Annotated in this window: 20 protein-coding genes and 1 tRNA gene; 18 read left to right on the top strand and 3 right to left on the bottom strand. The window is 67.2% G+C overall.

The annotated features are described in order from the left end of the window. Nucleotides 1-127: 127 nt before the first annotated feature. The 8 genes from lysS (at nucleotide 128) to ACL9RL_RS03405 (ending at nucleotide 9,116) form a co-directional block, all read left to right on the top strand. Nucleotides 128-1,690 (top strand): lysine--tRNA ligase, encoded by a 1,563-nt coding sequence (gene lysS / locus ACL9RL_RS03440; RefSeq protein WP_422778816.1) that lies wholly within the window; start codon nucleotides 128-130, stop codon nucleotides 1,688-1,690. Between the two features lie 39 nt (nucleotides 1,691-1,729). Then, a complete protein-coding gene (locus ACL9RL_RS03435) occupies nucleotides 1,730-1,879 on the top strand; it encodes a hypothetical protein (RefSeq protein ID WP_422778815.1) in 150 nt (49 codons plus the stop codon). Between the two features lie 69 nt (nucleotides 1,880-1,948). Then, complete coding sequence (locus tag ACL9RL_RS03430) at nucleotides 1,949-2,143, top strand: hypothetical protein (RefSeq protein ID WP_422778814.1); 195 nt, start codon at nucleotides 1,949-1,951, stop codon at nucleotides 2,141-2,143. Nucleotides 2,144-2,208: 65 nt separating this feature from the next. Continuing rightward, nucleotides 2,209-3,678 (top strand): cardiolipin synthase, encoded by a 1,470-nt coding sequence (gene cls, locus ACL9RL_RS03425; protein ID WP_422778813.1) that lies wholly within the window; start codon nucleotides 2,209-2,211, stop codon nucleotides 3,676-3,678. Nucleotides 3,679-3,745: 67 nt separating this feature from the next. Beyond that, nucleotides 3,746-4,627: a hypothetical protein gene (locus tag ACL9RL_RS03420; protein WP_422778812.1), complete on the top strand. Its 882-nt coding sequence runs from the start codon at nucleotides 3,746-3,748 to the stop codon at nucleotides 4,625-4,627. Further along, nucleotides 4,624-5,073: a GNAT family N-acetyltransferase gene (locus ACL9RL_RS03415; RefSeq protein WP_422778811.1), complete on the top strand. Its 450-nt coding sequence runs from the start codon at nucleotides 4,624-4,626 to the stop codon at nucleotides 5,071-5,073. Before ACL9RL_RS03420 ends, ACL9RL_RS03415 begins: the two co-directional genes overlap by 4 nt. 191 nt (nucleotides 5,074-5,264) lie before the next feature. Beyond that, nucleotides 5,265-6,401 (top strand): hypothetical protein, encoded by a 1,137-nt coding sequence (locus ACL9RL_RS03410; RefSeq protein WP_422778810.1) that lies wholly within the window; start codon nucleotides 5,265-5,267, stop codon nucleotides 6,399-6,401. Between the two features lie 186 nt (nucleotides 6,402-6,587). Continuing rightward, nucleotides 6,588-9,116 (top strand): ATP-dependent Clp protease ATP-binding subunit, encoded by a 2,529-nt coding sequence (locus ACL9RL_RS03405; protein ID WP_422778809.1) that lies wholly within the window; start codon nucleotides 6,588-6,590, stop codon nucleotides 9,114-9,116. Nucleotides 9,117-9,362: 246 nt separating this feature from the next. Here ACL9RL_RS03405 and ACL9RL_RS03400 read toward each other — a convergent pair whose 3' ends face one another. Then, nucleotides 9,363-10,289, bottom strand: coding sequence for a Ppx/GppA phosphatase family protein (locus tag ACL9RL_RS03400; RefSeq protein ID WP_422778808.1), 927 nt, complete (start codon nucleotides 10,287-10,289; stop codon nucleotides 9,363-9,365). A 311-nt stretch (nucleotides 10,290-10,600) separates the two neighbouring features. Between ACL9RL_RS03400 and ACL9RL_RS03395 the strand changes: the two genes are divergently transcribed. The 5 genes from ACL9RL_RS03395 (at nucleotide 10,601) to ACL9RL_RS03375 (ending at nucleotide 19,164) form a co-directional block, all read left to right on the top strand. Further along, nucleotides 10,601-11,953: a glucose-6-phosphate dehydrogenase gene (locus ACL9RL_RS03395; protein WP_422778807.1), complete on the top strand. Its 1,353-nt coding sequence runs from the start codon at nucleotides 10,601-10,603 to the stop codon at nucleotides 11,951-11,953. A gap of 165 nt (nucleotides 11,954-12,118) precedes the next feature. Further along, nucleotides 12,119-12,628: an amino-acid N-acetyltransferase gene (locus tag ACL9RL_RS03390; RefSeq protein ID WP_422778806.1), complete on the top strand. Its 510-nt coding sequence runs from the start codon at nucleotides 12,119-12,121 to the stop codon at nucleotides 12,626-12,628. 276 nt (nucleotides 12,629-12,904) lie between these two features. Further along, nucleotides 12,905-17,908, top strand: a complete 5,004-nt coding sequence (locus tag ACL9RL_RS03385; protein WP_422778805.1) for an ExeM/NucH family extracellular endonuclease — start codon at nucleotides 12,905-12,907, stop codon at nucleotides 17,906-17,908. A gap of 109 nt (nucleotides 17,909-18,017) precedes the next feature. Continuing rightward, on the top strand, nucleotides 18,018-18,680 hold the full coding sequence (locus tag ACL9RL_RS03380; protein ID WP_422778804.1) for a hypothetical protein: 663 nt from the start codon (nucleotides 18,018-18,020) through the stop codon (nucleotides 18,678-18,680). A gap of 82 nt (nucleotides 18,681-18,762) precedes the next feature. Then, nucleotides 18,763-19,164: a dehydrogenase gene (locus ACL9RL_RS03375; protein WP_422778803.1), complete on the top strand. Its 402-nt coding sequence runs from the start codon at nucleotides 18,763-18,765 to the stop codon at nucleotides 19,162-19,164. A 243-nt stretch (nucleotides 19,165-19,407) separates the two neighbouring features. Here the strand turns inward: ACL9RL_RS03375 and radA are convergent, their stop codons facing one another. Continuing rightward, entirely contained in the window at nucleotides 19,408-20,772 is a 1,365-nt protein-coding gene (radA, locus tag ACL9RL_RS03370; RefSeq protein WP_422778802.1) for a DNA repair protein RadA, read from the bottom strand. 138 nt (nucleotides 20,773-20,910) lie between these two features. Between radA and ACL9RL_RS03365 the strand changes: the two genes are divergently transcribed. The 3 genes from ACL9RL_RS03365 to ACL9RL_RS03355 all read left to right on the top strand — a co-directional run bounded on the left by ACL9RL_RS03365 (nucleotide 20,911) and on the right by ACL9RL_RS03355 (nucleotide 22,164). Beyond that, a tRNA-Ser gene (locus tag ACL9RL_RS03365) sits at nucleotides 20,911-21,000 on the top strand. A 527-nt stretch (nucleotides 21,001-21,527) separates the two neighbouring features. Then, nucleotides 21,528-21,833, top strand: coding sequence for a nucleotidyltransferase family protein (locus ACL9RL_RS03360; RefSeq protein ID WP_422778801.1), 306 nt, complete (start codon nucleotides 21,528-21,530; stop codon nucleotides 21,831-21,833). Further along, nucleotides 21,823-22,164: a DUF86 domain-containing protein gene (locus ACL9RL_RS03355; RefSeq protein ID WP_422778800.1), complete on the top strand. Its 342-nt coding sequence runs from the start codon at nucleotides 21,823-21,825 to the stop codon at nucleotides 22,162-22,164. Before ACL9RL_RS03360 ends, ACL9RL_RS03355 begins: the two co-directional genes overlap by 11 nt. A gap of 9 nt (nucleotides 22,165-22,173) precedes the next feature. On the opposite strand, the gene ACL9RL_RS03350 is transcribed toward ACL9RL_RS03355, so the two are convergent. Next, a complete protein-coding gene (locus ACL9RL_RS03350) occupies nucleotides 22,174-22,569 on the bottom strand; it encodes a MarR family winged helix-turn-helix transcriptional regulator (RefSeq protein ID WP_422778799.1) in 396 nt (131 codons plus the stop codon). A 99-nt stretch (nucleotides 22,570-22,668) separates the two neighbouring features. Between ACL9RL_RS03350 and ACL9RL_RS03345 the strand changes: the two genes are divergently transcribed. Then, entirely contained in the window at nucleotides 22,669-24,135 is a 1,467-nt protein-coding gene (locus ACL9RL_RS03345; RefSeq protein WP_422778798.1) for an MFS transporter, read from the top strand. Between the two features lie 81 nt (nucleotides 24,136-24,216). Beyond that, entirely contained in the window at nucleotides 24,217-24,507 is a 291-nt protein-coding gene (locus ACL9RL_RS03340) for an antibiotic biosynthesis monooxygenase family protein (protein ID WP_422778797.1), read from the top strand. The last annotated feature ends 35 nt before the right edge of the window (nucleotides 24,508-24,542 follow it).

Genomic DNA, 24,542 nt, shown 5'->3' with positions numbered 1-24,542 from the left:
GACGGCTGTCCGGCAGAGGTGCCGCACGTTCCGCGAGTCGCGGGCGACCCGGGCCGGAGGGCAGTGACATCGCGTCCTGGTCATCCCCGATAAACTCTGATGACCGCACGAGGAGAAGACCCACAGCATGACTGAGCAAACGGACACGCCGAACGCCGCAGAGCCCAACGAGCCGACGAACGCAGCCACTGCTGCAGCCGAACTCGCCGAAGCAGCCGAAATCACCGAGCAGAAGGCCGTCCGTCTCGCCAAGCGTCAGCGTCTCATCGACGAAGCCGGCTCCGCAGCCGGTGGCGCATACCCCGTCACGCTGCCCATCACGGACACCATCCCGGCCCTCCGCGAGCGCTTCGACACCCTCGAAGCCGACCAGACCACGGGCGTCACGGTCGGCGTCGCCGGGCGCGTCGTCCACAACCGCAACACGGGCAAGCTGTGCTTCGCGAGCCTGCAGTCGGGCGACGGCAGCCGCATCCAGGCCATGGTCAGCCTCGCGAGCGTCGGTGAGGAGTCCCTCGCAGCGTGGAAGGACCTCGTCGACCTCGGCGACCACGTCTTCGTCGCCGGCGAAGTCATCTCCAGCCGCCGCGGAGAACTGTCGATCATGGTGACCGAGTGGCAGATCGCCGCGAAGTCGATCCTCCCGCTCCCCAACCTGCACAACGAGCTGAGCGAGGAGACGCGGGTCCGCAGCCGCTACCTCGACCTCATCGCCCGCGAACAGGCACGCCTCAACGTCATCAACCGTGCCAAGACCGTCGCGAGCCTCCGCAGCACCTTCACGGCGCGCTCGTTCATCGAGGTCGAGACGCCGATGCTGCAGGTCATGCACGGCGGAGCATCTGCCCGTCCGTTCGTCACCCACTCCAACGCGTTCGACACCGAGCTGTACCTGCGCATCGCGCCGGAGCTGTACCTCAAGCGCGCCGTCGTCGGCGGCATCGACCACGTCTACGAGATCAACCGCAACTTCCGCAACGAGGGCGCTGACTCCACGCACAGCCCCGAGTTCGCGATGCTCGAAGCGTACGAGGCGTACGGCGACTACAACACGATGGCGGAGCTCACGCAGACCCTCATCCAGGAGGCGGCACTCGCGGTCAGCGGCAGCCACGTCGTCACCTGGGCGGACGGCACCGAGTTCGACCTCGGCGGCGAGTGGGACCGCATCTCGATGTTCGAGAGCCTCTCGGCGGCCGCCGGATTCGAGATCACGCCGCAGACCCCCATCGAGGAACTGCAGGCGCTCGCCGCACGCGAGGGCGTCGAGGTGCCGCACCCCATCCACGGCAAGTACGTGGAGGAACTGTGGGAGCACTTCGTGAAGGGCGACCTCGTGCGCCCAACCTTCGTGATGGATTTCCCGGTCGACACGAGCCCGCTCGTCCGCGCGCACCGCTCCATCGACGGCGCCGTGGAGAAGTGGGACCTGTACATCCGCGGGTTCGAACTCGCCACCGGCTACTCCGAGCTCGTCGACCCCGTCGTGCAGCGCGAGCGCTTCATCGAGCAGGCGAAGCTCGCAGCCCAGGGTGACGTCGAGGCCATGCGCCTCGACGAGGAGTTCCTGCGTGCGCTCGAGTTCGGCATGCCGCCGTCGGGTGGCATGGGCATGGGCATCGACCGCCTGCTGATGGCGCTCACGGGCCTCGGCATCCGCGAGACCATCCTCTTCCCGCTCGTCAAGTAGCGGTCCAACTCCAACGAACACGGACGGTCAGGCGCGACGATGAGCATGATGGACCCGAACGGCGCGAAAGAGCCGAAGAAGTCGACGTCCCCCACGATGGCCCGCATCGCGATCTGGGTCATCGTGGGCGGTGTCGGCCTGTACCTGATCATCAGCGGAGTGTGGGGCGTCATCGCGAACGGCAGCTGACCGGGTCCATGCTGCGAACAGCGACGCCCGGGCCATGCACAGCGTGATCCGGGGTATCCTGGAGAGGTTATGGACAACTACTGGTTGAACGCGCTCTGGTCCCTTGCGCCGACGGTGCTCGTCGGCGTCATCTTCTGGGTGATCATGCGCTCCATCATCCGGTCCGACCGCAACGAGCGTGCGGCCTACGCTCGCGTCGAGGCTGAAGAGCGGGCCCGCCTCGGGCTGCCGCCGGCAAACGCCGCTGCGACTCGCGAGAACTGATCTGATTCCGGTGCCGTCCGGCGGTCGTTGATCGCTAGGCTGAGGCGTACCCGCACGCCGAGCGAATGGCCGACATGACGATCGAATTCACCTGGTCTTGGATCGGCGTCGCGCTGTTCGCGGTCGATTTCATCATCCGTGTTGTGGCGGTCATCGTCGTCCCGCGCAACCGCCGCCCGACGGCCGGCATGGCGTGGCTGCTCGCGATCTTCCTCATCCCGTACCTCGGTGTCATCGCGTTCCTGCTGATCGGCAATCCGAAGCTGCCGCGGAAGCGTCGCAAGAAGCAGTACAACATCAACGTCTACATCCGGCAGACGACCCGCGACCTCGTGCGCGCGAACCTCACCTCCGACGCGCCGGCCTGGTTCCGCTCCGTCGTGCAGCTGAACCGCAACCTCGGCTCGATGCCCCTGCAGGGCGGCAACTCGGCGACGCTCATCGGCGGGTACCAGGATTCGCTCGATGCGATGACGGAGGAGATCGGGCGGGCGAAGCGGTACGTGCACGTCGAGTTCTACATCCTCACGTGCGACCAGACCACCTACCCGCTGTTCGACGCGCTCGAGGCGGCCATCGGTCGTGGGGTGCAGGTGCGCGTGCTGCTCGACCACTTCGCCAGCTGGCGGACCAGGGACTACAAGCAGACGCTCGCCCGGTTGACGGCGATGGGCGCCGACTGGCACCTCATGCTGCCGTTGCAGCCGCTCAAGGGGAAGTTCCAGCGGCCGGACCTGCGCAACCACCGCAAGATGCTCATCGTCGATGGGACGATCGCCTACATGGGGTCGCAGAACATCATCGACCGCAGCTATAACAAGAGCGGCAACATCAAGCGCGGGCTCAAGTGGAAAGAGCTCATGACCAGGGTCGAAGGACCGGGTGTGAGCGGCATCAACGCGATCTTCCTGAGTGACTGGTACAGCGAGACCGATGAGGTGCTGTCCACCGAGGTGGGGGTGCTGGACGCGTTGCCGGCTGGCGAACTGGAGTGCCAGGTCGTGCCGAGCGGTCCCGGGTTCGACGGGGAGAACAACCTCAAGCTGTTCCTCGCGCTCATCTTCGCTGCGCAGAAGCGCATTGTCATCACGAGTCCGTACTTCGTGCCGGACGAGTCCTTGCTCGCCGCGGTGACGACGGCGGTGCAGCGCGGTGTCCCCGTCGACCTGTTCGTGTCCGAGATCGGTGACCAGGCGATGGTGTGGCACGCGCAGCGCTCCTACTACGAGGCGCTGTTGCGGGCCGGCGTGCGGATCTTTCAGTACCCGGCGCCGTACATCCTGCACGCGAAGCACTTCACGATCGACGACGATGTCGCCGTCATCGGGTCGAGCAACATGGACATGCGATCGTTCGGTCTGAACCTCGAGGTGTCGTTGCTCGTGCGCGGTCGGGAGTTCGTGGCGGAGATGCGCGGGGTGGAGGACGGCTATCGGTCGATCAGCAAGGAGCTGACGCTCGCCGAGTGGTTGAAGCAGCCGCTGCGCTCCACTGTGCTCGACAACATCGCCCGGTTGACGTCCGCGCTGCAGTAGCAGCGGACGAGCGTTGTCCGCCCCGGGCGGGACCGGACGGGGTGCGGCGAGACCGTAGGCTGGACGGGTGAAACGTTGGGGGATCGGGGTGCTGCTCGCGGGCGTCATCGTGGTCTCGGCGACCGGATGTGGCATCTTCGACGCTGCCAGGCTCGCATCGGGCGGCCTCCAGTCCTACCTCGACCGGTCGAAGTCGGTCGACCACGCGCACGTCGTCTACGAGCCGGCCGCGGAGCATCGGACGGGCACGGTCCGGGCGGACGTCACGATGCGCGACGGCGCGCCCCCCGCCTCCGTCCGGGCCGTCGCCCACGAGGCGCTCGAACGGATGTCGGAGAAGGAGTTGGCCGATGTCTTCGGCGGGCTCCGCATCGCGGCGTCGGATGGCGCGTGGGCGGTGGCCGTGGCATCGCGTGGGGTGCTCACGCAGACAGGCCGCGTCGATGAGGCGATCGACGCCGTGCTCGCGGAGGACGAACTCCCCGGCGCCGTCGAGATCACGCTCGGGACGCCGTCCGGCCCGGCGTGGACCGGTGTCAGACGGAGCGTCACGGCGGATGAGCCCGTCGAGAACCCGGCCGCGCTGTTCGCGCAGACCGCCGCCATGACCCTGCCGTCCTCCACGATCGACGACGTGGTCCTCTCCGTCGCCACGCTTCCACCGGCCGGCGGCACGCGTTCGTCGATCACCCTGCTCGGCTCGGAGGGCGGACGGTTCTCCACCGAGGTCGCGGCAGCCGTGGACGCGGTGCTGGAGACGCGGAGCCTGCTCGGCCCGGACGACGCCGCAGACATCCGGGTGCTCTGGAAGCCGGGCACCCCGTTGCTGACGGTGTCGATCGAGGTGCGGGCGGCCGATCAGTCGGCGTCGCCGGCCGCAGCCATCGACACTGCTGTGCGCGCCGCCCTCACGGCCTCCGGGGTGCCGTTCGCGGTGGATCTCCGATGACGAGGCGTCACCCGCCCGTGCCGTTCGCCCTGCGGCAGGCGCTGCCAGACGACGTCGACTGGATGGCGGAGCTCCGCGCGGAGGTGATGGCGGACGATCTGCGCAGACTCGGCCGGTTCGATCCGGTTCGTGTGCGGGAGCGATTCCGCGCCGGTTTCGATGCGGCCCACACCTGGGTCGTGCTCGTCGACGGCACCGAGGTCGGCCTCATCGCGGCGCGCCCTGCCGATGACGGCACCTGGATCGAGCACTTCTACCTGGCCCGCGACGTCCAGGGCGCCGGCCTCGGCGGTGCGGTCCTCACGGAGGTGCTCGGCCGCCCGGACGGTCCACGCCCGTTCCGTCTCAACGTGCTGCAGGGATCGCCGGCCCGCCGCCTTTACGAGCGCCACGGCTTCGTCCTCGACCACGAGGACCCCGTCGACGTCTTCCTCGTCCGCCCGTAGCCGTCGGCGGACGAGTGCGGCCGAGTACGGACGAGAGCAGAACAGCGCAACTGGGGCCGACCTCCGAATGTCCGCAGAATCGACCCGCCACACGACCAGCGGCCCTCCCTATACTGGGGGCAAGTCAGGCCATCGAAGACGTCGCCTGCTCCTGGTCGACGTTCCGTCTGACGCGAATGAAGGAGGCATCTGTGCACCACACCGATATTCCGACCCGTGCCGACGTCGTCGCCCTCGCGACCGCTCGAGAACCCTGGAGCGTGTCCATCTACGTGGAAACCACGTCAGGACAGACCGACCCGGATCACGTCCGCATCGACCTGAAGAACCAGGTCAAGACCGCCACCGAACAAATGACGGCCGGCGGTGCCGACAAGCAGACCATCGCCACCTTCACCCAGGCGGTGGACGACCTCCTCGAAGATCGCGACTTCCTCCGATATCTCTCATCCAGCCTCGCCGTGTTCATCAGGGGCGGCGAGACCCGCTACTTCCGGGTGCCGAACATCCTCGGCTCCTGCGTCGAGGTGTCCGACCGGTACTACATCAAGCCGCTCATGCGGGCGCTCACCTTCCCGCAGTCGGCGTACGTGCTCGCCCTCGCGCAGAGCGGCGTCCGTCTCGTCGCCGTCTCGCGCGACCTGCCGGCCACGAGCATCGAGGTCGAGGGCATCCCCGCCGATGTCGCGGAGGCGGCCGGCGTCGACTCCATCCGGGGCCGCGGATCCAGCGGCCGAAGCCCGCAGGGGCGCATCCAGGGCTCGGAGGGGCAGAAGGTGCGGATGCAGGAGTACGCGCTCGCGATCGACAAGGCCATCGCCCCGGTCCTCGCCGGGTCGAAGGAACCGCTCATCATCGCCGGCGCAGAGCCGATGACGTCGATCTACCGCGGCGTCAGCAGCTACCAGCACGTTGTGAAGGCGGAGATCTCCGGTAATCAGGAGGGCCGCTCGGACGAGCAACTCGCAGAGGCCGCCCGTCCCATCCTCGACGAGTTGTACGCGAACAAGCTCAAGGGGCTGTGCGAGCAGTTCGGGACGAGCGCGTCCAACGGGCACGCGGTCACCGACCTCGGCGACGTCGCCAGGGCTGCGACCGCGAAGGCCGTCGATACGCTCTTCGTCGACATCGACCAGAGCGTGCCTGGCACGATCGACGAGGAGACGGGCGTCGTGACCCTCGACGACACCGCCGATGCGTCCAACTACGGCGTGATCGACGAGATCCTGCGCCGCTCGCTGCTCGCCGACGCGAAGATCCTCGCCGTCCGGGCAGAGGAGGTGCCGGGCGGAGGGGCGCTCGCCGCGACGGTGCGCTTCCCGGTCTAGCGCCGCATCGCACCCACGATCGCGCCGCCACGACGGCAGCGATCGCAGCACCATCACGGAGGGGTCCGGCCACGAGGCCGGGCCCCTCCCGTCACGCCTACGGCGAACAAGGGCATACAGCGGCCGCACCATCGTTACTCTCGATGTAACGGCATCTACCCTGCCCGGTGCCGGAGGAGTGTGATCATGTTCGAGAGATTTACCGACCGTGCGCGTCGAGTCGTCGTCCTGGCCCAGGAAGAGGCCAAGATGCTCAACCACAACTACATCGGAACCGAGCACATCCTGCTTGGTCTGATTCACGAGGGTGAAGGTGTCGCCGCCAAGGCGCTCGAATCCCTCGGGATCTCGCTCGACGCCGTGCGCGAGCAGGTCACCGACATCATCGGGACCGGCCAGCAGCAGCCGACGGGACACATCCCGTTCACGCCGCGTGCCAAGAAGGTCCTTGAGCTGAGCCTGCGCGAGGCGCTGCAGCTCGGCCACAACTACATCGGCACGGAGCACATCCTCCTCGGCCTCATCCGCGAGGGCGAGGGCGTCGCAGCCCAGGTGCTCGTGAAGCTCGGCGCAGACCTCAACCGGGTGCGCCAGCAGGTCATCCAGCTCCTGTCCGGCTACCAGGGCAAGGAAGCCGCGCCCGTCGGCGCCAACCAGAGCGAGCAGCAGGCTCAGGGCGGTTCGCAGATCCTCGACCAGTTCGGTCGCAACCTCACGCAGGCTGCGCGCGACAACAAGCTGGACCCGGTCATCGGTCGCGACAAGGAGATGGAGCGGGTCATGCAGATCCTCTCGCGTCGCTCCAAGAACAACCCCGTCCTCATCGGTGAGCCAGGTGTCGGCAAGACGGCCGTCGTCGAGGGCCTCGCCCAGGCGATCGTCAAGGGCGATGTCCCGGAGACCCTCAAGGACAAGCAGCTGTACTCGCTCGACCTGGGTTCGCTCATCGCCGGCAGCCGCTACCGCGGTGACTTCGAGGAACGCCTCAAGAAGGTCACCAAGGAGATCCGGACGCGTGGCGACATCATCGTCTTCATCGACGAGATCCACACGCTCGTGGGTGCCGGTGCCGCTGAGGGTGCCATCGACGCAGCTTCGATCCTGAAGCCGCTCCTCGCCCGCGGTGAGCTCCAGACCATCGGCGCCACCACGCTCGACGAGTACCGCAAGCACTTCGAGAAGGATGCTGCGCTCGAGCGCCGCTTCCAGCCGATCCAGGTGCAGGAGCCGTCGCTTCCGCACACGATCAACATCCTCAAGGGTCTGCGCGACCGCTACGAAGCCCACCACAAGGTGTCCATCACCGACGGTGCGCTCGTCTCGGCTGCCAACCTCGCCGACCGCTACATCTCCGACCGCTTCCTCCCGGACAAGGCCATCGACCTGATCGACGAGGCCGGCGCACGCCTGCGTCTGTCGATCCTGTCCAGCCCGCCGGAGCTCCGCGAATTCGACGACAAGATCGCCAAGGTCCGCGAGGCCAAGGAGACGGCGATCGAGGAGCAGGACTTCGAGAAGGCCGCATCCCTCCGCGACGAGGAGAAGAACCTCCTCGGCGAGCGTCTCCGCCTGGAGAAGCAGTGGAGGTCCGGCGACGTCAAGACGACGGCCGAGGTCGATGAAGGACTCATCGCCGAGGTGCTCGCCCAGGCCACCGGCATCCCCGTCTTCAAGCTCACGGAAGAGGAGTCCTCGAGGCTCGTCTTTATGGAGAAGGCGCTGCACCAGCGGGTCATCGGTCAGGAGGAGGCCATCGCGGCGCTCTCCAAGACGATCCGCCGCACGCGCGCAGGCCTCAAGGACCCGAAGCGTCCGTCCGGTTCGTTCATCTTCGCCGGCCCCACGGGTGTCGGAAAGACGGAGCTGGCCAAGGCGCTCGCCGAGTTCCTCTTCGACGACGAGAGCGCGATGATCTCGCTCGACATGTCGGAGTACGGCGAGAAGCACACGGTCTCGCGTCTGTTCGGCGCCCCTCCCGGATTCGTCGGCTTCGAAGAGGGCGGCCAGCTCACGGAGAAGGTCCGTCGCAAGCCGTTCAGCGTGGTGCTGTTCGACGAGATCGAGAAGGCACACCCGGACATCTTCAACTCGCTCCTTCAGATCCTGGAAGAGGGGCGGTTGACCGATGGTCAGGGTCGCGTCGTCGACTTCAAGAACACCGTCATCATCATGACCACCAACCTGGGTGCACGCGACATCGCGGGCGGCCCGGTCGGCTTCCAGATCGAGGGCAACGCCTCGACCGGATACGACATCATGCGCGGCAAGGTGAACGAGGAGCTGAAGAAGCACTTCAAGCCCGAGTTCCTGAACCGTGTCGACGACATCATCGTGTTCCCGCAGCTGTCGAAGCCGGAACTCCTGCAGATCGTGGACCTGTTCGCGAAGCGTCTGTCGGAGCGTCTGCTCGACCGCGACATGACGATCGAGCTGACCCTCGCGGCAAAGGAGCGCCTCATCGAGGTCGGCTTCGACCCGACACTGGGCGCCCGTCCGCTGCGTCGTGCGATCCAGCGCGAGGTCGAGGACCAGCTCAGCGAGCGGATCCTGCAGGGCGAGCTCAACGCCGGCGACCACGTGCACGTGGACTTCGCGAACGGCGCGTTCGTCTTCACGACGTCCTCGCGCGGTGAGACCGTCGGCGCCGGTGTGAACGCGCAGGCGGCGCTCGGTACCGGTGCGGTGACGCCGGACCTCGCGATCACGAGCGACTAGCAGTCGGCTGTACTGCGAAGGCCCCCACTCTGCGGAGTGGGGGCCTTCGTCGTGTGTGGCGGTCGTGCCCCCGGTCAGTGAGCTTGGGCCCCGGTCACTGAGCGCGGGCCCCGGTCACTGAGCTTGAGCCCCGGTCACTGAGCTTGTCGAAGTGGCCCTTCGACAGGCTCAGGGACCGGACGGCACAGGCTCAGGGACCGGCGGTGGGGCCCTTCGACAGGCTCAGGGACCGGACGCGGGACGGCGTCAGGCCAGACGGTCGAGGTAGCGCAGGATGATGCCCTCGCGGAGCGCCCACGGGGAGACGTCGAGCTCGCGGACGCCGAAGGCCGCCATCGCCTCGGACAGGACGATGCCGCCGGCCACGATCTGGAACGTGCGGTCCGCCGTGATGCCGGGCAGGGCCGGACGGGAATCAGCCGGGATGCGTGCGAGACGCGGCACCCAGTCATCGAGCTGGCTGCGGCGGAGGAGGCTGCGGTCCGTGCCGCCGACGCCATCGGCGACCGACCCGGCGAGCCTCGCGAGCGAGCGGATCGTCTTGGACGAGCCGACGACGTGCTGCGCCTGCGGGAGGTCGGCGAAGTGCGTGAGCCCCTCACGGAGGACCTCGCGAGCGTAGGCGCGGAGATTGTCCTGCTGCGGCGCCGTCGGCGGGTCGTTGTGCAGGAACCCGACGGTCGACCGGCCGGCGCCGAGGGGGAGCGAGATCGCGACGTCCGGGTACTCGTCGCCACCGGCCGCGACCTCGAGCGAACCGCCGCCGATGTCGAGCAGGAGGATGCGATCGGCGGACCAGCCGTACCAGCGGCGCACCGCGAGGAAGGTGAGTTTGGCCTCGTCCTCACCGGACAACACCTGCAGCGCGATCCCCGTCTGCTCCTCGATGAGGGCGAGCACTTCCGGTCCGTTCTTCGCCTCGCGGATGGCGGAGGTCGCCATCGAGAGCAGTTCGTCGAGTCCGCTCTCGCGGGCGATCTTCGCGGCTCCGCCGATCGCATCGAGGATCGCCTGCACACCCTCGTCGCTGATCGATCCGTCATCCGTCAGGTACCGCATGAGCCGCAGGACGGACTTGTGCGACGACTCCGGGATGGGGCGGGCGCCTGGGTGGGCGTCGACGATGAGCAGGTGGACGGTGTTCGAACCGACGTCGAGGACTCCGAGGCGCATGAGTGAAACAGTAGTGGTTCCTGGACGGCCCCAAGGACCGCGGTCGACGAGCATAACTCCTTCGATGTGGCCGCCGCCGGATGCGCGGCCGCGGATTTCCGGGGGTCGGCCGCAGCGGACGTCAAAATTGAAGGAGTTGTGCTCGATGTCTGGGCGGCAGGTTTGGACGGACGGACAGACGGACGGACGGACGGGGGCGGGCTGGACGGACGGACGGACGGGGCGGGCTGGACGGAGCGGATGGATGGATGGGGGGCGGGCTGGACGGAGCGGCTGGACGTGCGGAGAGGGGACGGGTCTAGGATCTGACCATGACGGTCGACACGCTCGTGATCCTCGGAGCCGGAGGCGACCTCACGTCGCGTCTGCTGCTCCCCGGACTGTCCTCGCTCCTCGCCAGCCCCCGCGGCTCCGACATCCGCCTCATCGGCGTGGATCGGGATCCGCTCTCGGACGAACGATGGCGCGCGAAGGTGGCGAAGGCGTTCTCCGGGACGCCGTCGAAGCTCGGCACAAGCGTCGCGGAGCGTTCGACGTACGTCCAGGGGGACGCGAGCAGCGCTGACGACCTGGCCAGGGTCATCGGTGCCGCTGAGGGCCGGGTGTCGTTGTACTTCGCCCTCCCGCCGGCAGTCGCATTGCTCGCGTGCAAGGCCCTGCGGAAGATCGAGCTGCCCGCCGGCATCACGCTCGCGCTCGAGAAGCCGTTCGGCACCGACCTCGCCTCAGCCCGATCGCTCAACCGCCTCCTGCAGCACCTCGTGCCAGAGGAGCAGGTGTTCCGGGTCGACCACTTCCTCGGCAAGTCGACCGTGCTCAACCTGCTGGGCTTGCGCTTTGCGAATCGCATCTTCGAACCGCTGTTGTCCGCCGACAACGTCGAGCGCGTCGACATCACCTTCGACGAGCAGCTCGCGCTCGAAGGGCGCGCGGGGTACTACGACCGCGCGGGTGCGCTCATCGACATGATCCAGAGTCATCTGCTGCTCGTGCTCGCGTTCGCCGCGATGGAGCCGCCCGCGAGTGTCGGCGCCGAGGATCTGCGCGGCGGTATGGCGCAGGCGTTGCGCGCGACCAGGCCGTTGGACCGCGATGGCACATCGAGCAGGCGTGCGCGATACGGCGCGGGGAAGATCGGACGGCGGAGTCTCCCGGCGTACGTGGACGAGGCAGGCGTCGACCCTGAGCGAGAGACGGAGACGCTCGCGGAGTTGACGCTCGCGGTGGACAACTGGCGATGGGCCGGCGTCCCGTTCACGCTCCGCTCCGGCAAGGCCCTGCACCACACGACGCAGAGCATCGTCTTCACGTTCAAGGAGGTCCCGCACCTGCCGACCGGCCTGCACGGACCCAAGCAGCCGGCGCGGCTGCGCATCGGGCTGAACCCCTCGTCGCTCGATCTCGACCTCATGGTCAACGGCGAGGACGATCCGTTCAAGCTCGATCCCATCGTGCTGCACGCGGAGCTGGAGCCGGGGGCGTTGAGTGCGTACGGCGAGGTGCTCGCGTCGCTGCTGGAGGGCGACACGACGCTGTCCGTGCGGGGCGACGTCGCCGAGGAGTGCTGGCGCATCGTGTCGCCCGTCCTCGCGGCGTGGCGCAAGGGCCTCGTCCCCATCGACACGTACCCCGCCGGCTCCGACGGCCCCGCCGCCTGGCGCTGAGCGCGGCGCTGAGCGCGGGTCTGTGCCGCGAGCGCTACCCCGGTGCGGGGCGCGCTCACGGCGCGGACGCGCGCGTGCGCGAGCGCATCGCGCTGCGGCGTCACTCCACGGGATTAGAATCGGTTCGTTCGGCGCGCTGCCGGGCGTTGAGAGGAACAGCACACGATGGTCGACTACACGGTCCGCCGCGCTCGCACGAGCGATGTCCGCCACATCCAGGCGCTTGTGGAACCGCTCGTCCAGGAGCGCATCCTCCTCGGCAAGGACGACGTCGTGTTCTACGAGGCCGTGCAGGAGTTCCGCGTCGCTGAGACGAGCGACGGCGAGATCATCGGCTGCGGTGCGCTGCACGTCATCTGGGAGGACCTCGGTGAGATCCGCACGCTCGCGGCCGGTCGATCCGTGCGCGGCACAGGTGTCGGTCACGCCATCGTCGCCCGTCTGGAAGCCGATGCGCTCGAGCTCGGTCTGCGACGTCTGTTCTGCCTGACCTTCGAGGTCGACTTCTTCACGAAGCACGGCTATCAGCCCATCGGCGAGGACGTCGTGCCGCCCGAGGTGTATGCGCAGCTCGTGCGGTCCTCCGACGAGGGTGTCGCCGAGTTCCTGGAGCTCGCGAGGGTCAAACCGAATACGCTCGGCAACACCCGGATGTTGAAACAGCTTTCAAGCTGAACTTGAGACTTGGAGCGGTCGATGCCTCGTGGCATCGACCGCTTTTTTGTGCGCCCGACCGGGGAATTCAGGGCGAATTGACGGTTCCTCCACAGGGTGGTCCCAGCGGCGGGGTTTACTGCTCGTTCACATTCGGGGTGGTCTTACGTCACGTATCTCCATTAGCTTGTGAGGCACTGTCCCCATTTCCACCCCTGGACGGGGGACACGACCTTTCCTGCGCGGCATCGCGCGGGTGCTTGCACATCACAGAACTGATACTCGAATCGGAGCCTCATGTCCTTGTCCCAACAGCCGAAACGCATCCGGCGTTTCGCTCGCCTGACGGCGTTCGCGGCCCTCGCCGGGCTCGTCGTAGCACCGCTCGCCGCTCTGCCGGCCGCGGCAGCAACCGACGGCAGCGATGTCGTCATCAACGAGGTGTACGCCTCCGGCGGCAACAATGGTGCCGTCTACAACCGCAAGTTCATCGAACTGCACAACCCCTCCTCCGCGCCCGTCAACGTCGACGGATGGTCGGTCCAGTACCGCAGCGCATCGGGTGCGGGGGCGACGAACAACTTCGTCGCGCTCACCGGGACCATCCCGGCCGGTGGGTTCTATCTCGTCGCCGGAGCGCAGGGCGCGAACGGCACCGCACTCCCCGCCCCCGATGCCATCGGAAACATCAATCCAGCCGCAGCCGCAGGAACGCTTGCGCTGCTGCGCACCACGACCCCGGTCACACTCCCGGTCGGCGACTCGTCGGCGAATGCGGACGTGGTGGACCTGGTCGGCTACGGCACCTCGAACACCTTCGAGTCGTCTCCCGCCCCTGCTCCGAGCGCAGCGAAGTCCCTCGTCCGCACGAACTTCGCCGACACCAACGTCAACGGCGCCGATTTCACGCTGACCGACACGCTCACCCCGCAGAACAGCTCGTCGCCGCTTGAACTGCCAAGCACGACGCCTGAGCCGACGCCGACTCCCACACCGACCCCGACAGAGACGTCCACGCCTGGCGACCCGACGATCACGGCGATCGCCGACATCCAGGGCACGGGTGACACCAGCCCGCTCGTCGGCCAGACCGTCACGACGAACGGCTTCGTCACCGCGAGCTTCCCGGAGGGCGGCTTCAACGGCTACTACCTGCAGACGGCCGGCACCGGCGGCGCGCTGGACTTGACCACGCACGTCGCATCGGACGGCATCTTCATCTACTCGCCGAAGACCGTCGGCCAGGTCGCGGTCGGCCAGTACCTGCAGATCACCGGCAAGGTCGCTGAGTTCTACGGACTCACGCAGCTGACCGTCGACGACACGGCTGCCGTCAAGCAGCTCGACGCCACCGGCGTCGCAGCGCCGATCCCCGCTGCCGTCGAGTTCCCGGACAAGAACGCACAGCGCGAGAGCCTCGAGGGCATGCTCCTCGCTCCAGCCGGCGCGTACACAGTGAGCGACAACTACCGCACGAACCAGTACGGCGAGATCACCCTCGCAGCATCAGACAAGCCGTTCCTAACGCCAACGGTCGCCGGCAAGCCCGGCACCCCGGCCCACCAGGCCGAGGTCGACCGCGTCGCGAAGCAGAAGGTCGTCCTCGACGACGGCGCAACGACGGACTTCCTCAAAGCCGCCAACACGGGTAGCCCGTTGCCGTACATCTCGAACACCGACCCCGTCCGCATCGGCGCGGCCGTCACGTTCACGAAGCCCGTCGTCTTCGACTTCCGCAACGACAACTGGAAGTTCCAGCCCACGCAGGCGCTGACCCCGGCCAACGCGGCCGATGTCCAGCCCGCGACGTTCGCCGACACCCGCACCGCTGCTCCGGCAGAGGTCGGCGGCGACGTCAAGCTCGGCACCTTCAACGTGCTGAACTACTTCCCCACCACCGGAGCCGACCGCACCGGCTGCACGTTCTACACGGACCGTGCCGGCAAGCCGACGACCGTCAACAAGTCCGACGCAGCAGGCTGCGGCGTACGCGGAGCCGCCGACAAGGTCAACTTCGAGCGTCAGCAGGCGAAGATCGTCGAGGCGATCAACGCGCTCGGCGCCGACGTCGTCTCCCTCGAGGAGATCGAGAACTCCGCCAAGGTCGGCAAGGACCGTGACGACGCGCTCGGAAAGCTCGTCGCAGCGCTCAACGTCAAGGCCGGAGCGGGCACCTGGTCCTTCGTCCCGTCGCCGTCCAAGCTGCCGGCGATCGGCGACGAGGACCTCATCCGCACGGGCTTCATCTACAAGTCCGCGAAGGTCGAGACCGTCGGCGAGACGCACATCCTCATCGGTTCGAAGGCGTTCGACAACGCCCGCGAACCCGACGCGCAGGCGTTCAAGCCCAAGGGCGGCACTGCCGACACCACGTTCCTCGTGATCTCCAACCACTTCAAGTCGAAGAGCACCGGACCGACCGCGACGGGCGACAACGCCGACACCGGACAGGGCGCCTTCACCGGCGATCGGACACGTCAGGCGAAGGCGCTCGTGGAGTTCTCCACGGGCCTCCAGAAGGACCTCGGCACCACCAAGGTCTTCCTCGTCGGCGACTTCAACTCCTACGACGCCGAAGACCCCATCGACGTCATCCGTGACGCCGGGTACACGAGCCTCGAAGGCGCGACGGGCAAGTACACGTACGCGTTCAACGGGGCCGTCGGCTCCCTCGACCACGTCTTCGCGTCCGCTGACGCCAAGGCCGTCGTAACGGGCTCCGACGTGTGGAACATCAACTCCGTCGAGTCGATCGCCCTCGAGTACTCGCGCTTCAACGCGAACGTCACCGACTTCTACCAGCCGGACGCCTACCGTTCGAGCGACCACGACCCCGTCGTCGTCGGACTCGGTTTCCAGGCCAAGGATGCAACGGTCAACCTGCTGAACATCAACGACTTCCATGGTCGGATCGACGCGAACACCAACAAGTTCGCCGGAACCGTCGAGCAGCTGAAGGCGCAGTTCGGACCAGACCAGACGGCGTTCATCTCCGCCGGTGACAACATCGGCGCATCGCTGTTCGCATCCTCGTCGCAGAAGGACCAGCCGACGATCGATGTGCTCAACGCGCTCGGCCTCAAGGCTTCCGCCGTCGGCAACCACGAGTTCGACCAGGGCTACCGAGACCTCGTCGACCGCGTGGTCGACGGTGGCAAGAACGCCAAGTTCGCCTACCTGGGCGCGAACGTCTACGAGAAGGGCACGAAGAAGCCGGCTCTCCCCGAATACGCGATCATCGACGTCGACGGCCTCAAGGTCGCCGTCATCGGTGCCGTGACCGGTGAGACCCCGACGCTCGTCTCACCAGGCGGCATCAAGGATCTCGAATTCGGCGACCCCGTCGAAGCCGTGAACCGTGTTGCGGCGGCGCTCACGGACGGCGACCCGTCGAACGGTGAAGCCGACGTCATCGTGGCCGAGTACCACGACGGCGCAGGAGCAGGCACGCCGGACGGCGCGACGCTCGAGCAGGAGATCGCGGCCGGCGGTTCGTTCGCCGACATCGTCACCAAGACGAGCCCGGCGGTCGCCGCGATCTACACCGGTCACACCCACAAGCAGTACGCGTGGGACGCACCGGTTCCAGGAGAGCCCGGCAAGACCCGTCCGATCCTGCAGACCGGCAGCTACGGCGAGTTCATCGGTCAGATCACGCTGACCGTCGACCGTTCGACGCACGAGGTCACGGCCTACGAGGCGAAGAACGTCGCCAGGACGAAGGTCGACGATGCGACGCTCATCGCGACGTACCCGGCGGTCGCGAAGGTCGCCGACATCGTCAAGGACGCCCTCGCAAAGGCCGCAGAGCTGGGCAATAAGGTCGTCGCGAAGGCTGACGCCGACATCACCCGCGCGTTCAACAACGGTGAGAAGGACGACCGCGGCTCGGAGTCGACGCTCGGCGGCCTCGTCGCCGACTCGCTCCTCGCATCGCTGTCCAGCAGCGACCGCGGCGGCGCCGAGATCGGTGTTGTCAACCCCGGTGGCATGCGTGAAGAACTCAAGAAGGGCGACATCACGTACGCGCAGGCGAACGCCGTCCTGCCGTTCCTCAACAACCTCTGGACCACGTCGCTCACGGGTGCGCAGTTCAAGACGGTGCTCGAGCAGCAGTGGCAGCGCGATGCGAAGGGTGAGATCCCCTCGCGTCCGTATCTGCAGCTCGGGTTGTCGAAGAACGTGCAGTACACCTTCGACCCGACCCGTGCCGAGGGCGACCGCATCACAGGCATCCAGGTCAACGGCCAGCCGATCGACCCGGCGCGCAGCTACCGCATCGGTTCGTTCAGCTTCCTCCTCCAGGGCGGCGACAACTTCCGTGAGTTCGCGAAGGGTGCAGGCACGAAGGACTCCGGTCTTGTCGACAGCGACGCGTGGATCAGCTACCTGAGCGAGAAGTCGCCGGTGAAGCCGAGCTTCGAGCGACGCAGCGTGCAGGTCAGCGGTGTCCCGACGGCGCCGATCACGCCTGGCACGACGGTCACCTTCGATGTCGCGAAGCTCGACCTGACGTCGACCGGCAGCCCCGTGAACGCGACCCTCGGGATCGAGCTCAACGGCAAGGCCGTCGGAACGGTCCCGGTCACCAAGGGTGTTGCGACGGTGTCCTTCACGATGCCGAAGGCCGCAGCAGGCGCTGCGACCATCCGCGTGACTGGTCTCGAGTCCGGCACCACGGCCGTCGTCCCCGTTACGGTTGCGGAGCTGCCTGCTCCGACGCCCGTGTCCGATGACGCGCTCACCCCGGACCTCGAGAACAAGGTCACGTCGCCGACCGACCTCATCCGCGGCAAGTCCGCGACCGTCGGTGCTGGCGCGGACCGCGCCGGATCGCTCGTGAGCGTCTGGCTGCACTCCGAGCCGCTCCTGCTGAGCGACGGCCTCGTGCAGGTCGACGCCGCCGGCAACGTCGAGGTGCAGGTTCCGGCCGATGCGCCGCTCGGCGCACACCGCCTCGTGGTGCAGGCTGCCGACGGCTCCGTCATCGGCTGGCAGAACGTCACCGTGAAGGACGCGGTCGTCACGCCCGGCGATGGCAACGGCGGCAACGGCGGTGCCGGAAACGGTGCGGGCGGGAACACCGGCGGCAAGCCGGGCTCCGGCAACCTGAGCTCGACCGGTGTCGAGATCTGGGCCGGCGTCGGATTCGCCGCCCTGCTGCTCGCAGCGGGTGTCGCGACGATGCTCGTGCGTCGCTCGCGTCAGAGCGCCGCTGCCGGTGCTTCGGTTTCGGGGTCTTCTGTCTCCGGGTCCGCTGTCTCTGGTCCGTCGATCGGTGACGAGGGCGGCACCAACTAGTCACCACCTGTACGGCAAGTGAGGGGTCGTCGCCGAAAGGCGGCGGCCCCTCGTCGTGCGTCCGGCGAGCCGATCGGGTCGTGCGCCGAAGCGCGTTTACCCTGGAGGCATGTCGTCGAGCCAGCCTCCTGTGCGGCGGCCGTCCGCGGCCGTCTTCCGGCGTCGACGGCTCGCGGCTCTGCTGGGAGTCGTCGCGGTCATCGTCATCATCGTGCTGCTGCTTATTCGCCCGGGTTCTGGTTCCGAGATCGCCGCGTTGTCCTCGACGCCGAAACCGACCCCCACCGCGCCTGCCGCCACCACAACGGACCAGGCCACTGCGCCGCCTGCGATCTCGGATGCCCCGACGGGCGATCCGTCGACCGCTGTCGCCTGCGCTGCCGACAACATTCGCGTCGAGGCCATCACCGACGCCACGAGCTATGCCGCCGGTGTCGAGCCCAAGCTCTCGCTGAGCATCACGAACACGGGGACCGCGCCGTGCACGATGAACGCAGGGACGAGTCAGCAGGTGTTCACCGTGTTGAGCGGCGACGAGGTCTACTGGAAGTCGACCGATTGCCAGACGGCGCCGACCGACCAGGACGTCCTGCTGGAGCCGGGCAAGACCGTCGCCTCAAACCCGGCGATCACGTGGGACCGGACCCGCTCTGCGCCGGACACCTGCAGCGGTACGCGCGATCCGGTTCCCGCCGGTGGCGCCTCGTACCACTTGAAGACGTCGATCGGCGGTTTCGAGTCGAAGTCGTCTGCGCAGTTCCTGCTGAACTGACGGTCCTCGACGCTCCGTCGGGTTCGCTCCGGGCCGGTGTTCGCCGAACCGTCGCCTGCGGTCGAACTGCGACAATGGACGTATGGCGAAGAAGAAGCCCGAGTTCCGGTCGGAGTCCCTTGCGAAGGCGCTCGAAGCGAGCGACATGGCGGCCGTCGCGTATGCGCTGCGTCACGATCGGTTCGTCGTTCCGCTTATGAAGGCTGCTTCGCGCGACAACCCGAACGATCCGGGCGAGGTGTGGATGTTCCGCCAGCCGGAGACCGCTCGTCTCGCATTGCTGATCTTCTCCGACGCGAAGAACAAGCCGGCCGCGCTGCCCCCGTTCGTCGGTCTGCAGAACGGTGCGTGGTTGAAGAGCTTCCTGCGCACCTACGGTGACGACATCGAGACGGTGCTGTTCGACGTCGCGGGCCCGAATTCATTGCAGGCTGACCCGGCTGAGCTGTTGCGTGTGTTGGAGCTCGAGGTGGCGGGGGATTAGCCGCGCTGGCGCTGCTGCTGGCGCTATTGCTGGCTCTTGCCGCAGTGGCCGTGCCGCCCCGCACAAGGACAACCGCGCGAGAGAAGGACGTTTCGCGCGTTTCTCGCCTTGTGTGGCGCGGTTCTCCTTCTGCCGTGCGGCGCTGGTCGGCGGGAAGGCGTCCGGCCGGGCGATGCGCGCGGGCGTGCGATGCGGGTGCACGAGGGCGAAGCGCACGCGCGAGGCCGGCGAGCGAGCCTGCGGTCAGAAGGACGCGTCGAGCTCGCGGTCCATGGCGGAGCTGGCGGCGATCGTGGTGCGTCGCAGGGCTTCCCGCAGGTGGCCGACTTCTGCGTCGAGGATGGTGTCGTAGCCGAGTCGTTTGGCCTCTGAACCCCGCTGCTTGGAGGCTGCGACGGGACGGACCTCGCCCGCGAGACTGATCTCGCCGTAGGCGGCGAGGGTGTGCGGGACGGAGGAGTCTCCGGCGGCGGAGGCGATGGCGACGGCGATGGCGAGGTCGGCTGCCGGCTCGATCAGGCGGACGCCGCCGACCGTGGAGACGTACACGTCTTTGTCGCCGAGGGGGATGCCGATGCGGCGTTCGAGCACGGCGAGCAGCATGGCCACGCGTGATGAGTCGACACCGTTGGTGACGCGGCGGGGATTGGGGGCGCTGCTCTTGACGACGAGTGCCTGGATCTCGACGGGGAGGGCGCGGCGTCCCTCCATGGCGACGGTCACGCAAGTGCCGGAGACGGCCATGCCGCGGCTGAGGAAGAGCCCGCTCGGGTCGGCGACTTCCGCGATGCCGTCGCCGGTCATCTCGAAGCAGCCCACCTCGTCGGTGGGGCCGAACCGGTTCTTGAGCGCGCGGACGAAGCGGAGCGCGGTCTGGCGGTCGCCTTCGAACTGGCAGACGACATCGACGAGGTGTTCGAGAAGGCGGGGACCTGCAATGGACCCGTCCTTCGTGACGTGGCCGACGAGGAGCACGGGCAGGTTGCGCTCCTTGGCGACGCGGATGAGCGATGCCGCGACCTCACGCACCTGGCTGGGCTGGCCGGCCAGACCGTCAGACAGGTGGGACGACACCGTTTGCACGGAGTCGACGATGAGCAGCTTGGGCCTCACCTGTTCGATGTGGCCGAGGATCGTGGCGAGGTCGGTCTCGGCCGCGAGGTACAGCTCCTCGTGCAGCGCGCCGGTGCGGCCCGCCCGGAGCCGGACCTGGCTGACGGATTCTTCTGCGCTGACGTAAAGCACCCGGGATCCGGTCTTGGCGGCGCGCGATGCGACCTCCAGCAGCAGCGTCGACTTGCCGACACCCGGCTCGCCGGAGAGCAGCACCGCGGCACCTGGGACGATGCCGCCGCCGAGCACCCGGTCGAACTCCGCGATGCCGCTCGGCCAGCGCGGGGCATCCTGAGCGTTGGCCTCCGTGATGGGGCGGGCGGAGCGGTCCTCGCTGATCTGCACGGGCACGAGGTTGCGGAGGATGCCGGTCTGGGCGGCAGCCTCGACCACGGTTCCCCACTGCTGGCACTCGCCGCAGCGGCCCGCCCACTTCGCCGTCGTCCAGCCGCACTCTGAGCAGCGGAACGCGGGAGTGGAGGATGCCTTGGCCATGATCGCAAGCCTACGGCGACCCGGCGACATCGCGGCCGGGGCGGGCGAATCGGTGGAGAACTCGTTGGCGGGTTCGTCTGTGGAGTGCGCGAGGCCCTCAATTCGCGTCGTGCTCCGTCATCCATTACACTCGATCCCGGTACCGTGTCCGAGCGGCCGAAGGTGCAACTCTCGAAAAGTTGTGTGCGTGAAAGCGCACCGTGGGTTCAAATCCCACCGGTACCGCCACAGAACCCCCCGCAGATCCCGAGCAATCGAGATGTGCGGGGGTTTCGTCGTTCACAGGCAGAAGCTGTTCCGGCGGTGCTTCGGGTGTGCTGCCCGGTGCGCCACTGCGTGCGTCCAGCCCAGCGGCACTTCGCGCTTGAGTATGCCGGGCCCGAGTCGCGAATGGGCGAGAGCTCGACTCTCGCGAGCGCGCGCACGGAGGCAATGGCACGATAACGTGCCAGAATCGCCACAAACTGGCACGAAAACCGTTCAGCGATGTCCAGAACGGCGGGGTTGATCAAAGGACTCCGAGGTCGGCATTTTCTGGGTTGATTAGCGCGACGCTTTCGCGCCGTTCCGTCTTGATGTAGCCGTCATATGAGTGCTCATGGATTGAGTTTCGGCGTTGATCTGGCACGCTGCGTGGGTGTCGCCTCTGGTTGCAGCCTCACCGGTGTGGATGTGTTCCGTTGCCCGTAAGGCGCGGCTTTGAGGGGCGATGAAGGTCATGTACACCGCTGGGAGCTCGTCGCTAGACTCGTCACATGGCCAGGGCACTCACGTTTGAGCGCGACGCAATCGCGACGGTGTGTCGCGCCCACGGCGTTTCGCGGCTCCAAGTGTTTGGATCGGCCGTTACCGGGCAATTCGACCCGGTCCGAAGCGATATCGACTTCTTCGTCGATTTCGGTCCGGAGGTAGTTGACCGTTTCGATGCGTATTTCGGGTTGAAAGAGGACCTCGAACAGTTACTGGATCGGCCGGTGGACCTCGTCGTATCCACCGCGGTTGCTAATCCCTACTTTGCGCGAGCCGCGCTGTCCTCGGTGGAAGAACTCTATGCAGCCTGAATCAGCGGCGCTGCTCTGGGATGTGCAGAACGCTGCGTCCCACATCGCATCATTCATAGATGGCTTGACAGCGGAGGCGTATGCTGCGGACGATTTGCGTCGGTCGGCGGTTGAGCGGCAGCTCCTCATCATTGGAGAGGCGTTGAACAAGTTGCGCAAGGTCGACCCAAATGTGGCTGAGCAGATTCCGGATCTGTCACGGATTATCGGTCTTCGAAACGTGCTCGCTCACGGTTATGCAGTCGTCGATGACGCAGTCGTGTGGCAAGCCGCAACCACGCGAGTCCCCGAGCTGCTCGGCTCTGCACGGTCGCTGCTCGCTGCGTCGTAGGCGAGCGAACTACGCCTCCGACGCCCCCACGGACGCACCGGCCAGCTGCGCCGCGAGCAGCGCCTCGTAGGCGAGCTTCGCCTCGGCGTGGACCTCGCGGCCTTTGGCCGTGATGCCGACGAACAGGGAACGACGGTCGTAGGTGCACTCGCTGCGCTCGACCATGCCGGCCTTCTGCAGGCGGTCGACGACGCGGGAGAGCGCGCTCTGGGTCATGGGCGTCTCATCGACGAGGTCGCGCATGGTGCAGTCCTCGCCCTGGGCGACGGCGACGAGATCGAGCACCTCGAACTCGCTGAGGCCGAGCTTGAAGCCGTCCTGCAGCGCACGGTCCAGCATGCCAGCGGTCGCGAGGTAGACGCGCTGCATCTCGCGCCAGGTGTCGATTGCTCCTGTTTCCGTCACAACTTCGAGTGTACGCGTGGTTTCCAGATGAAGACCCCTTCATTTTATGATTTTGCATAGTATGCGCATGCATTACATTCCGTGTCATATAGTTATCCGGTGTCTACCTCCACCATCCCCACCATCACCCCTACCCCTGAGGCCCAAGCATCGGCCAAATGGGGCAAGGCTGCATGGTTGTTGCTCATCGTCGTCTGCGTCGTGGTCGCCCTCGACGGCCTCGACGTCTCCATGGTCGGCGTCGCTCTCCCCTCCATCGGAACCGAACTCGGCCTCGAGACCACGACCCTCCAGTGGATCGTCTCAGGCTACGTCCTCGGCTACGGCAGCCTCCTGCTGCTCGGCGGCCGCCTTGCCGACCTCCTCGGTCGCCGCAAACTCCTCCTCATCGCACTCGCCGTCTTCGCCGTCGCCTCCCTCGCCGGCGGCCTCTCCAGCGACCCGACGATGCTCATCGCCACCCGCTTCATCAAGGGTGTCGCCGCCGCATTCACGGCACCTGCCGCGTTCTCGCTCATCACGACCAACTTCGCGGAGGGCCCTGCCCGCAACCGCGCGATCTCGATCTTCACGATCTTCGCCGCGAGCGGCTTCTCGCTCGGCCTCATCGTCGGCGGTCTGATGACCTCGCTCAGCTGGCGCTGGACGTTCCTCTTCTCCGTCCCGTTCGCGCTCGCCGCGATGATCCTCGGCTTCTTCTTCATCCCGAAGGACGGTCGATCCAAGACCGGCGGCCACGATTTCTGGGGCGCGGTGACACTCGCCATCGGCATGCTGGGCCTCGTCTACACCGTGGTCTCTGCACCAGCCGTCGGCTGGGGATCGCTGCAGACCATCGGCGGACTCGTCCTCTCGGCACTGGTCCTCGGTGCCTTCGTCCTCATCGAGCTGCGGGTGAAGCACCCGCTCATCCGCTTCGGCATCCTCCGCGAAGGCGGCGTGTGGCGGGCCAACGTGAGCGCGATCGCGCTGTTCGGATCGTACGTCGCGTTCCAGTTCATCCTCACGCTCTACCTGCAGGACATCCTCGGCTGGTCGCCGCTCGCGATGGCGCTCGCGCTCCTTCCCACTGGCATCGTGGTGCTGGCGAGTGCGCCGTTCGCCGACCGACTCATCGACCGCTTCGGTTCCAAACGACTGATTCCGATCGCCCTCGGAGCGCTCGCGATCGGCTACCTGCTGTTCCTGCGCATCGGCACGACCCCCAACTACGTCCTCGACATCCTGCCGTCCGTGCTCCTGCTCGGCGTCGGGTTCGGCATCGGCTTCCCGTCGGTGCAGGTGCAGGCGACCGCCGGCATCCACGACGATGAACAGGGACTCGCAGCCGGACTCGTGCAGACGAGCTCACAGGTCGGCGGGGCGCTTGCGCTCGCTGTAGCCGCCGCGCTCATCGCCGGTGCCGCTCCCGAACCGCACGCGACCTCCGCCGCGATGCTCGACCAGTTCCGACCGGCGCTGTTCCTGAGCGCGGGGATCGCCGTCGTCGGGTTCGCGGTCGCCGCGTGGCCGCGTGGGCGGAACCGTGCCGTGCGCCGGGCGCAGGCGTCGGTGACGGAAGCGTAGGCGCCGCAAGCGTAGACGTCAGCAGCGGGCCTGCTCCTCCTGATCACGATCGGGGAGCAGGCCCGCTGCCATGATGGACGCATGATCACCGAACACGCGCTGCTCCCCGTCATCGCCGGCCAGGAGGCCGAGTTCGAAGCGGCGTTCGCCGAGGCGCGCGGGATCATCTCCGCGATGCCCGGCTTCCGCACCCTGTCCCTCTCCCGCTCGGCGGAGACCCCGAACACCTACCTGCTGCTCGTCGAGTGGGACACGATCGAGGACCACACGGTTGGCTTCCGCGGATCGGCCGAGTATCAGCAGTGGCGTGCGCTCCTGCACCGCTTCTACGAACCGTTCCCCGTTGTGGAGCACTTCACGCGCGTGCTGTAACGGAGCCGCGCGGGATCCGCGCACTACGTCATACG

Source organism: Plantibacter sp. Mn2098, assembly GCF_049319745.1.
GTDB lineage: Bacteria > Actinomycetota > Actinomycetes > Actinomycetales > Microbacteriaceae > Plantibacter.
Note: the sequence above shows the minus strand (reverse complement) of the source record. Positions and strands in the feature narration are given on the sequence as shown.

Excerpts from the sequence above, each read along its gene's own strand:
- ACL9RL_RS03385 (WP_422778805.1), top strand. The coding sequence starts at position 12,905 with ATGTCCTTGTCCCAACAGCCGAAACGCATCCGGCGTTTCGCTCGCCTG.
- radA (WP_422778802.1), bottom strand. The coding sequence starts at position 20,772 with ATGGCCAAGGCATCCTCCACTCCCGCGTTCCGCTGCTCAGAGTGCGGC.
- ACL9RL_RS03390 (WP_422778806.1), top strand. The coding sequence starts at position 12,119 with ATGGTCGACTACACGGTCCGCCGCGCTCGCACGAGCGATGTCCGCCAC.
- ACL9RL_RS03375 (WP_422778803.1), top strand. The coding sequence starts at position 18,763 with ATGGCGAAGAAGAAGCCCGAGTTCCGGTCGGAGTCCCTTGCGAAGGCG.
- ACL9RL_RS03395 (WP_422778807.1), top strand. The coding sequence starts at position 10,601 with ATGACGGTCGACACGCTCGTGATCCTCGGAGCCGGAGGCGACCTCACG.
- ACL9RL_RS03355 (WP_422778800.1), top strand. The coding sequence starts at position 21,823 with ATGCAGCCTGAATCAGCGGCGCTGCTCTGGGATGTGCAGAACGCTGCG.
- ACL9RL_RS03340 (WP_422778797.1), top strand. The coding sequence starts at position 24,217 with ATGATCACCGAACACGCGCTGCTCCCCGTCATCGCCGGCCAGGAGGCC.
- ACL9RL_RS03360 (WP_422778801.1), top strand. The coding sequence starts at position 21,528 with ATGGCCAGGGCACTCACGTTTGAGCGCGACGCAATCGCGACGGTGTGT.
- ACL9RL_RS03435 (WP_422778815.1), top strand. The coding sequence starts at position 1,730 with ATGAGCATGATGGACCCGAACGGCGCGAAAGAGCCGAAGAAGTCGACG.
- ACL9RL_RS03400 (WP_422778808.1), bottom strand. The coding sequence starts at position 10,289 with ATGCGCCTCGGAGTCCTCGACGTCGGTTCGAACACCGTCCACCTGCTC.
- cls (WP_422778813.1), top strand. The coding sequence starts at position 2,209 with ATGGCCGACATGACGATCGAATTCACCTGGTCTTGGATCGGCGTCGCG.
- ACL9RL_RS03415 (WP_422778811.1), top strand. The coding sequence starts at position 4,624 with ATGACGAGGCGTCACCCGCCCGTGCCGTTCGCCCTGCGGCAGGCGCTG.
- lysS (WP_422778816.1), top strand. The coding sequence starts at position 128 with ATGACTGAGCAAACGGACACGCCGAACGCCGCAGAGCCCAACGAGCCG.
- ACL9RL_RS03430 (WP_422778814.1), top strand. The coding sequence starts at position 1,949 with ATGGACAACTACTGGTTGAACGCGCTCTGGTCCCTTGCGCCGACGGTG.
- ACL9RL_RS03405 (WP_422778809.1), top strand. The coding sequence starts at position 6,588 with ATGTTCGAGAGATTTACCGACCGTGCGCGTCGAGTCGTCGTCCTGGCC.
- ACL9RL_RS03380 (WP_422778804.1), top strand. The coding sequence starts at position 18,018 with ATGTCGTCGAGCCAGCCTCCTGTGCGGCGGCCGTCCGCGGCCGTCTTC.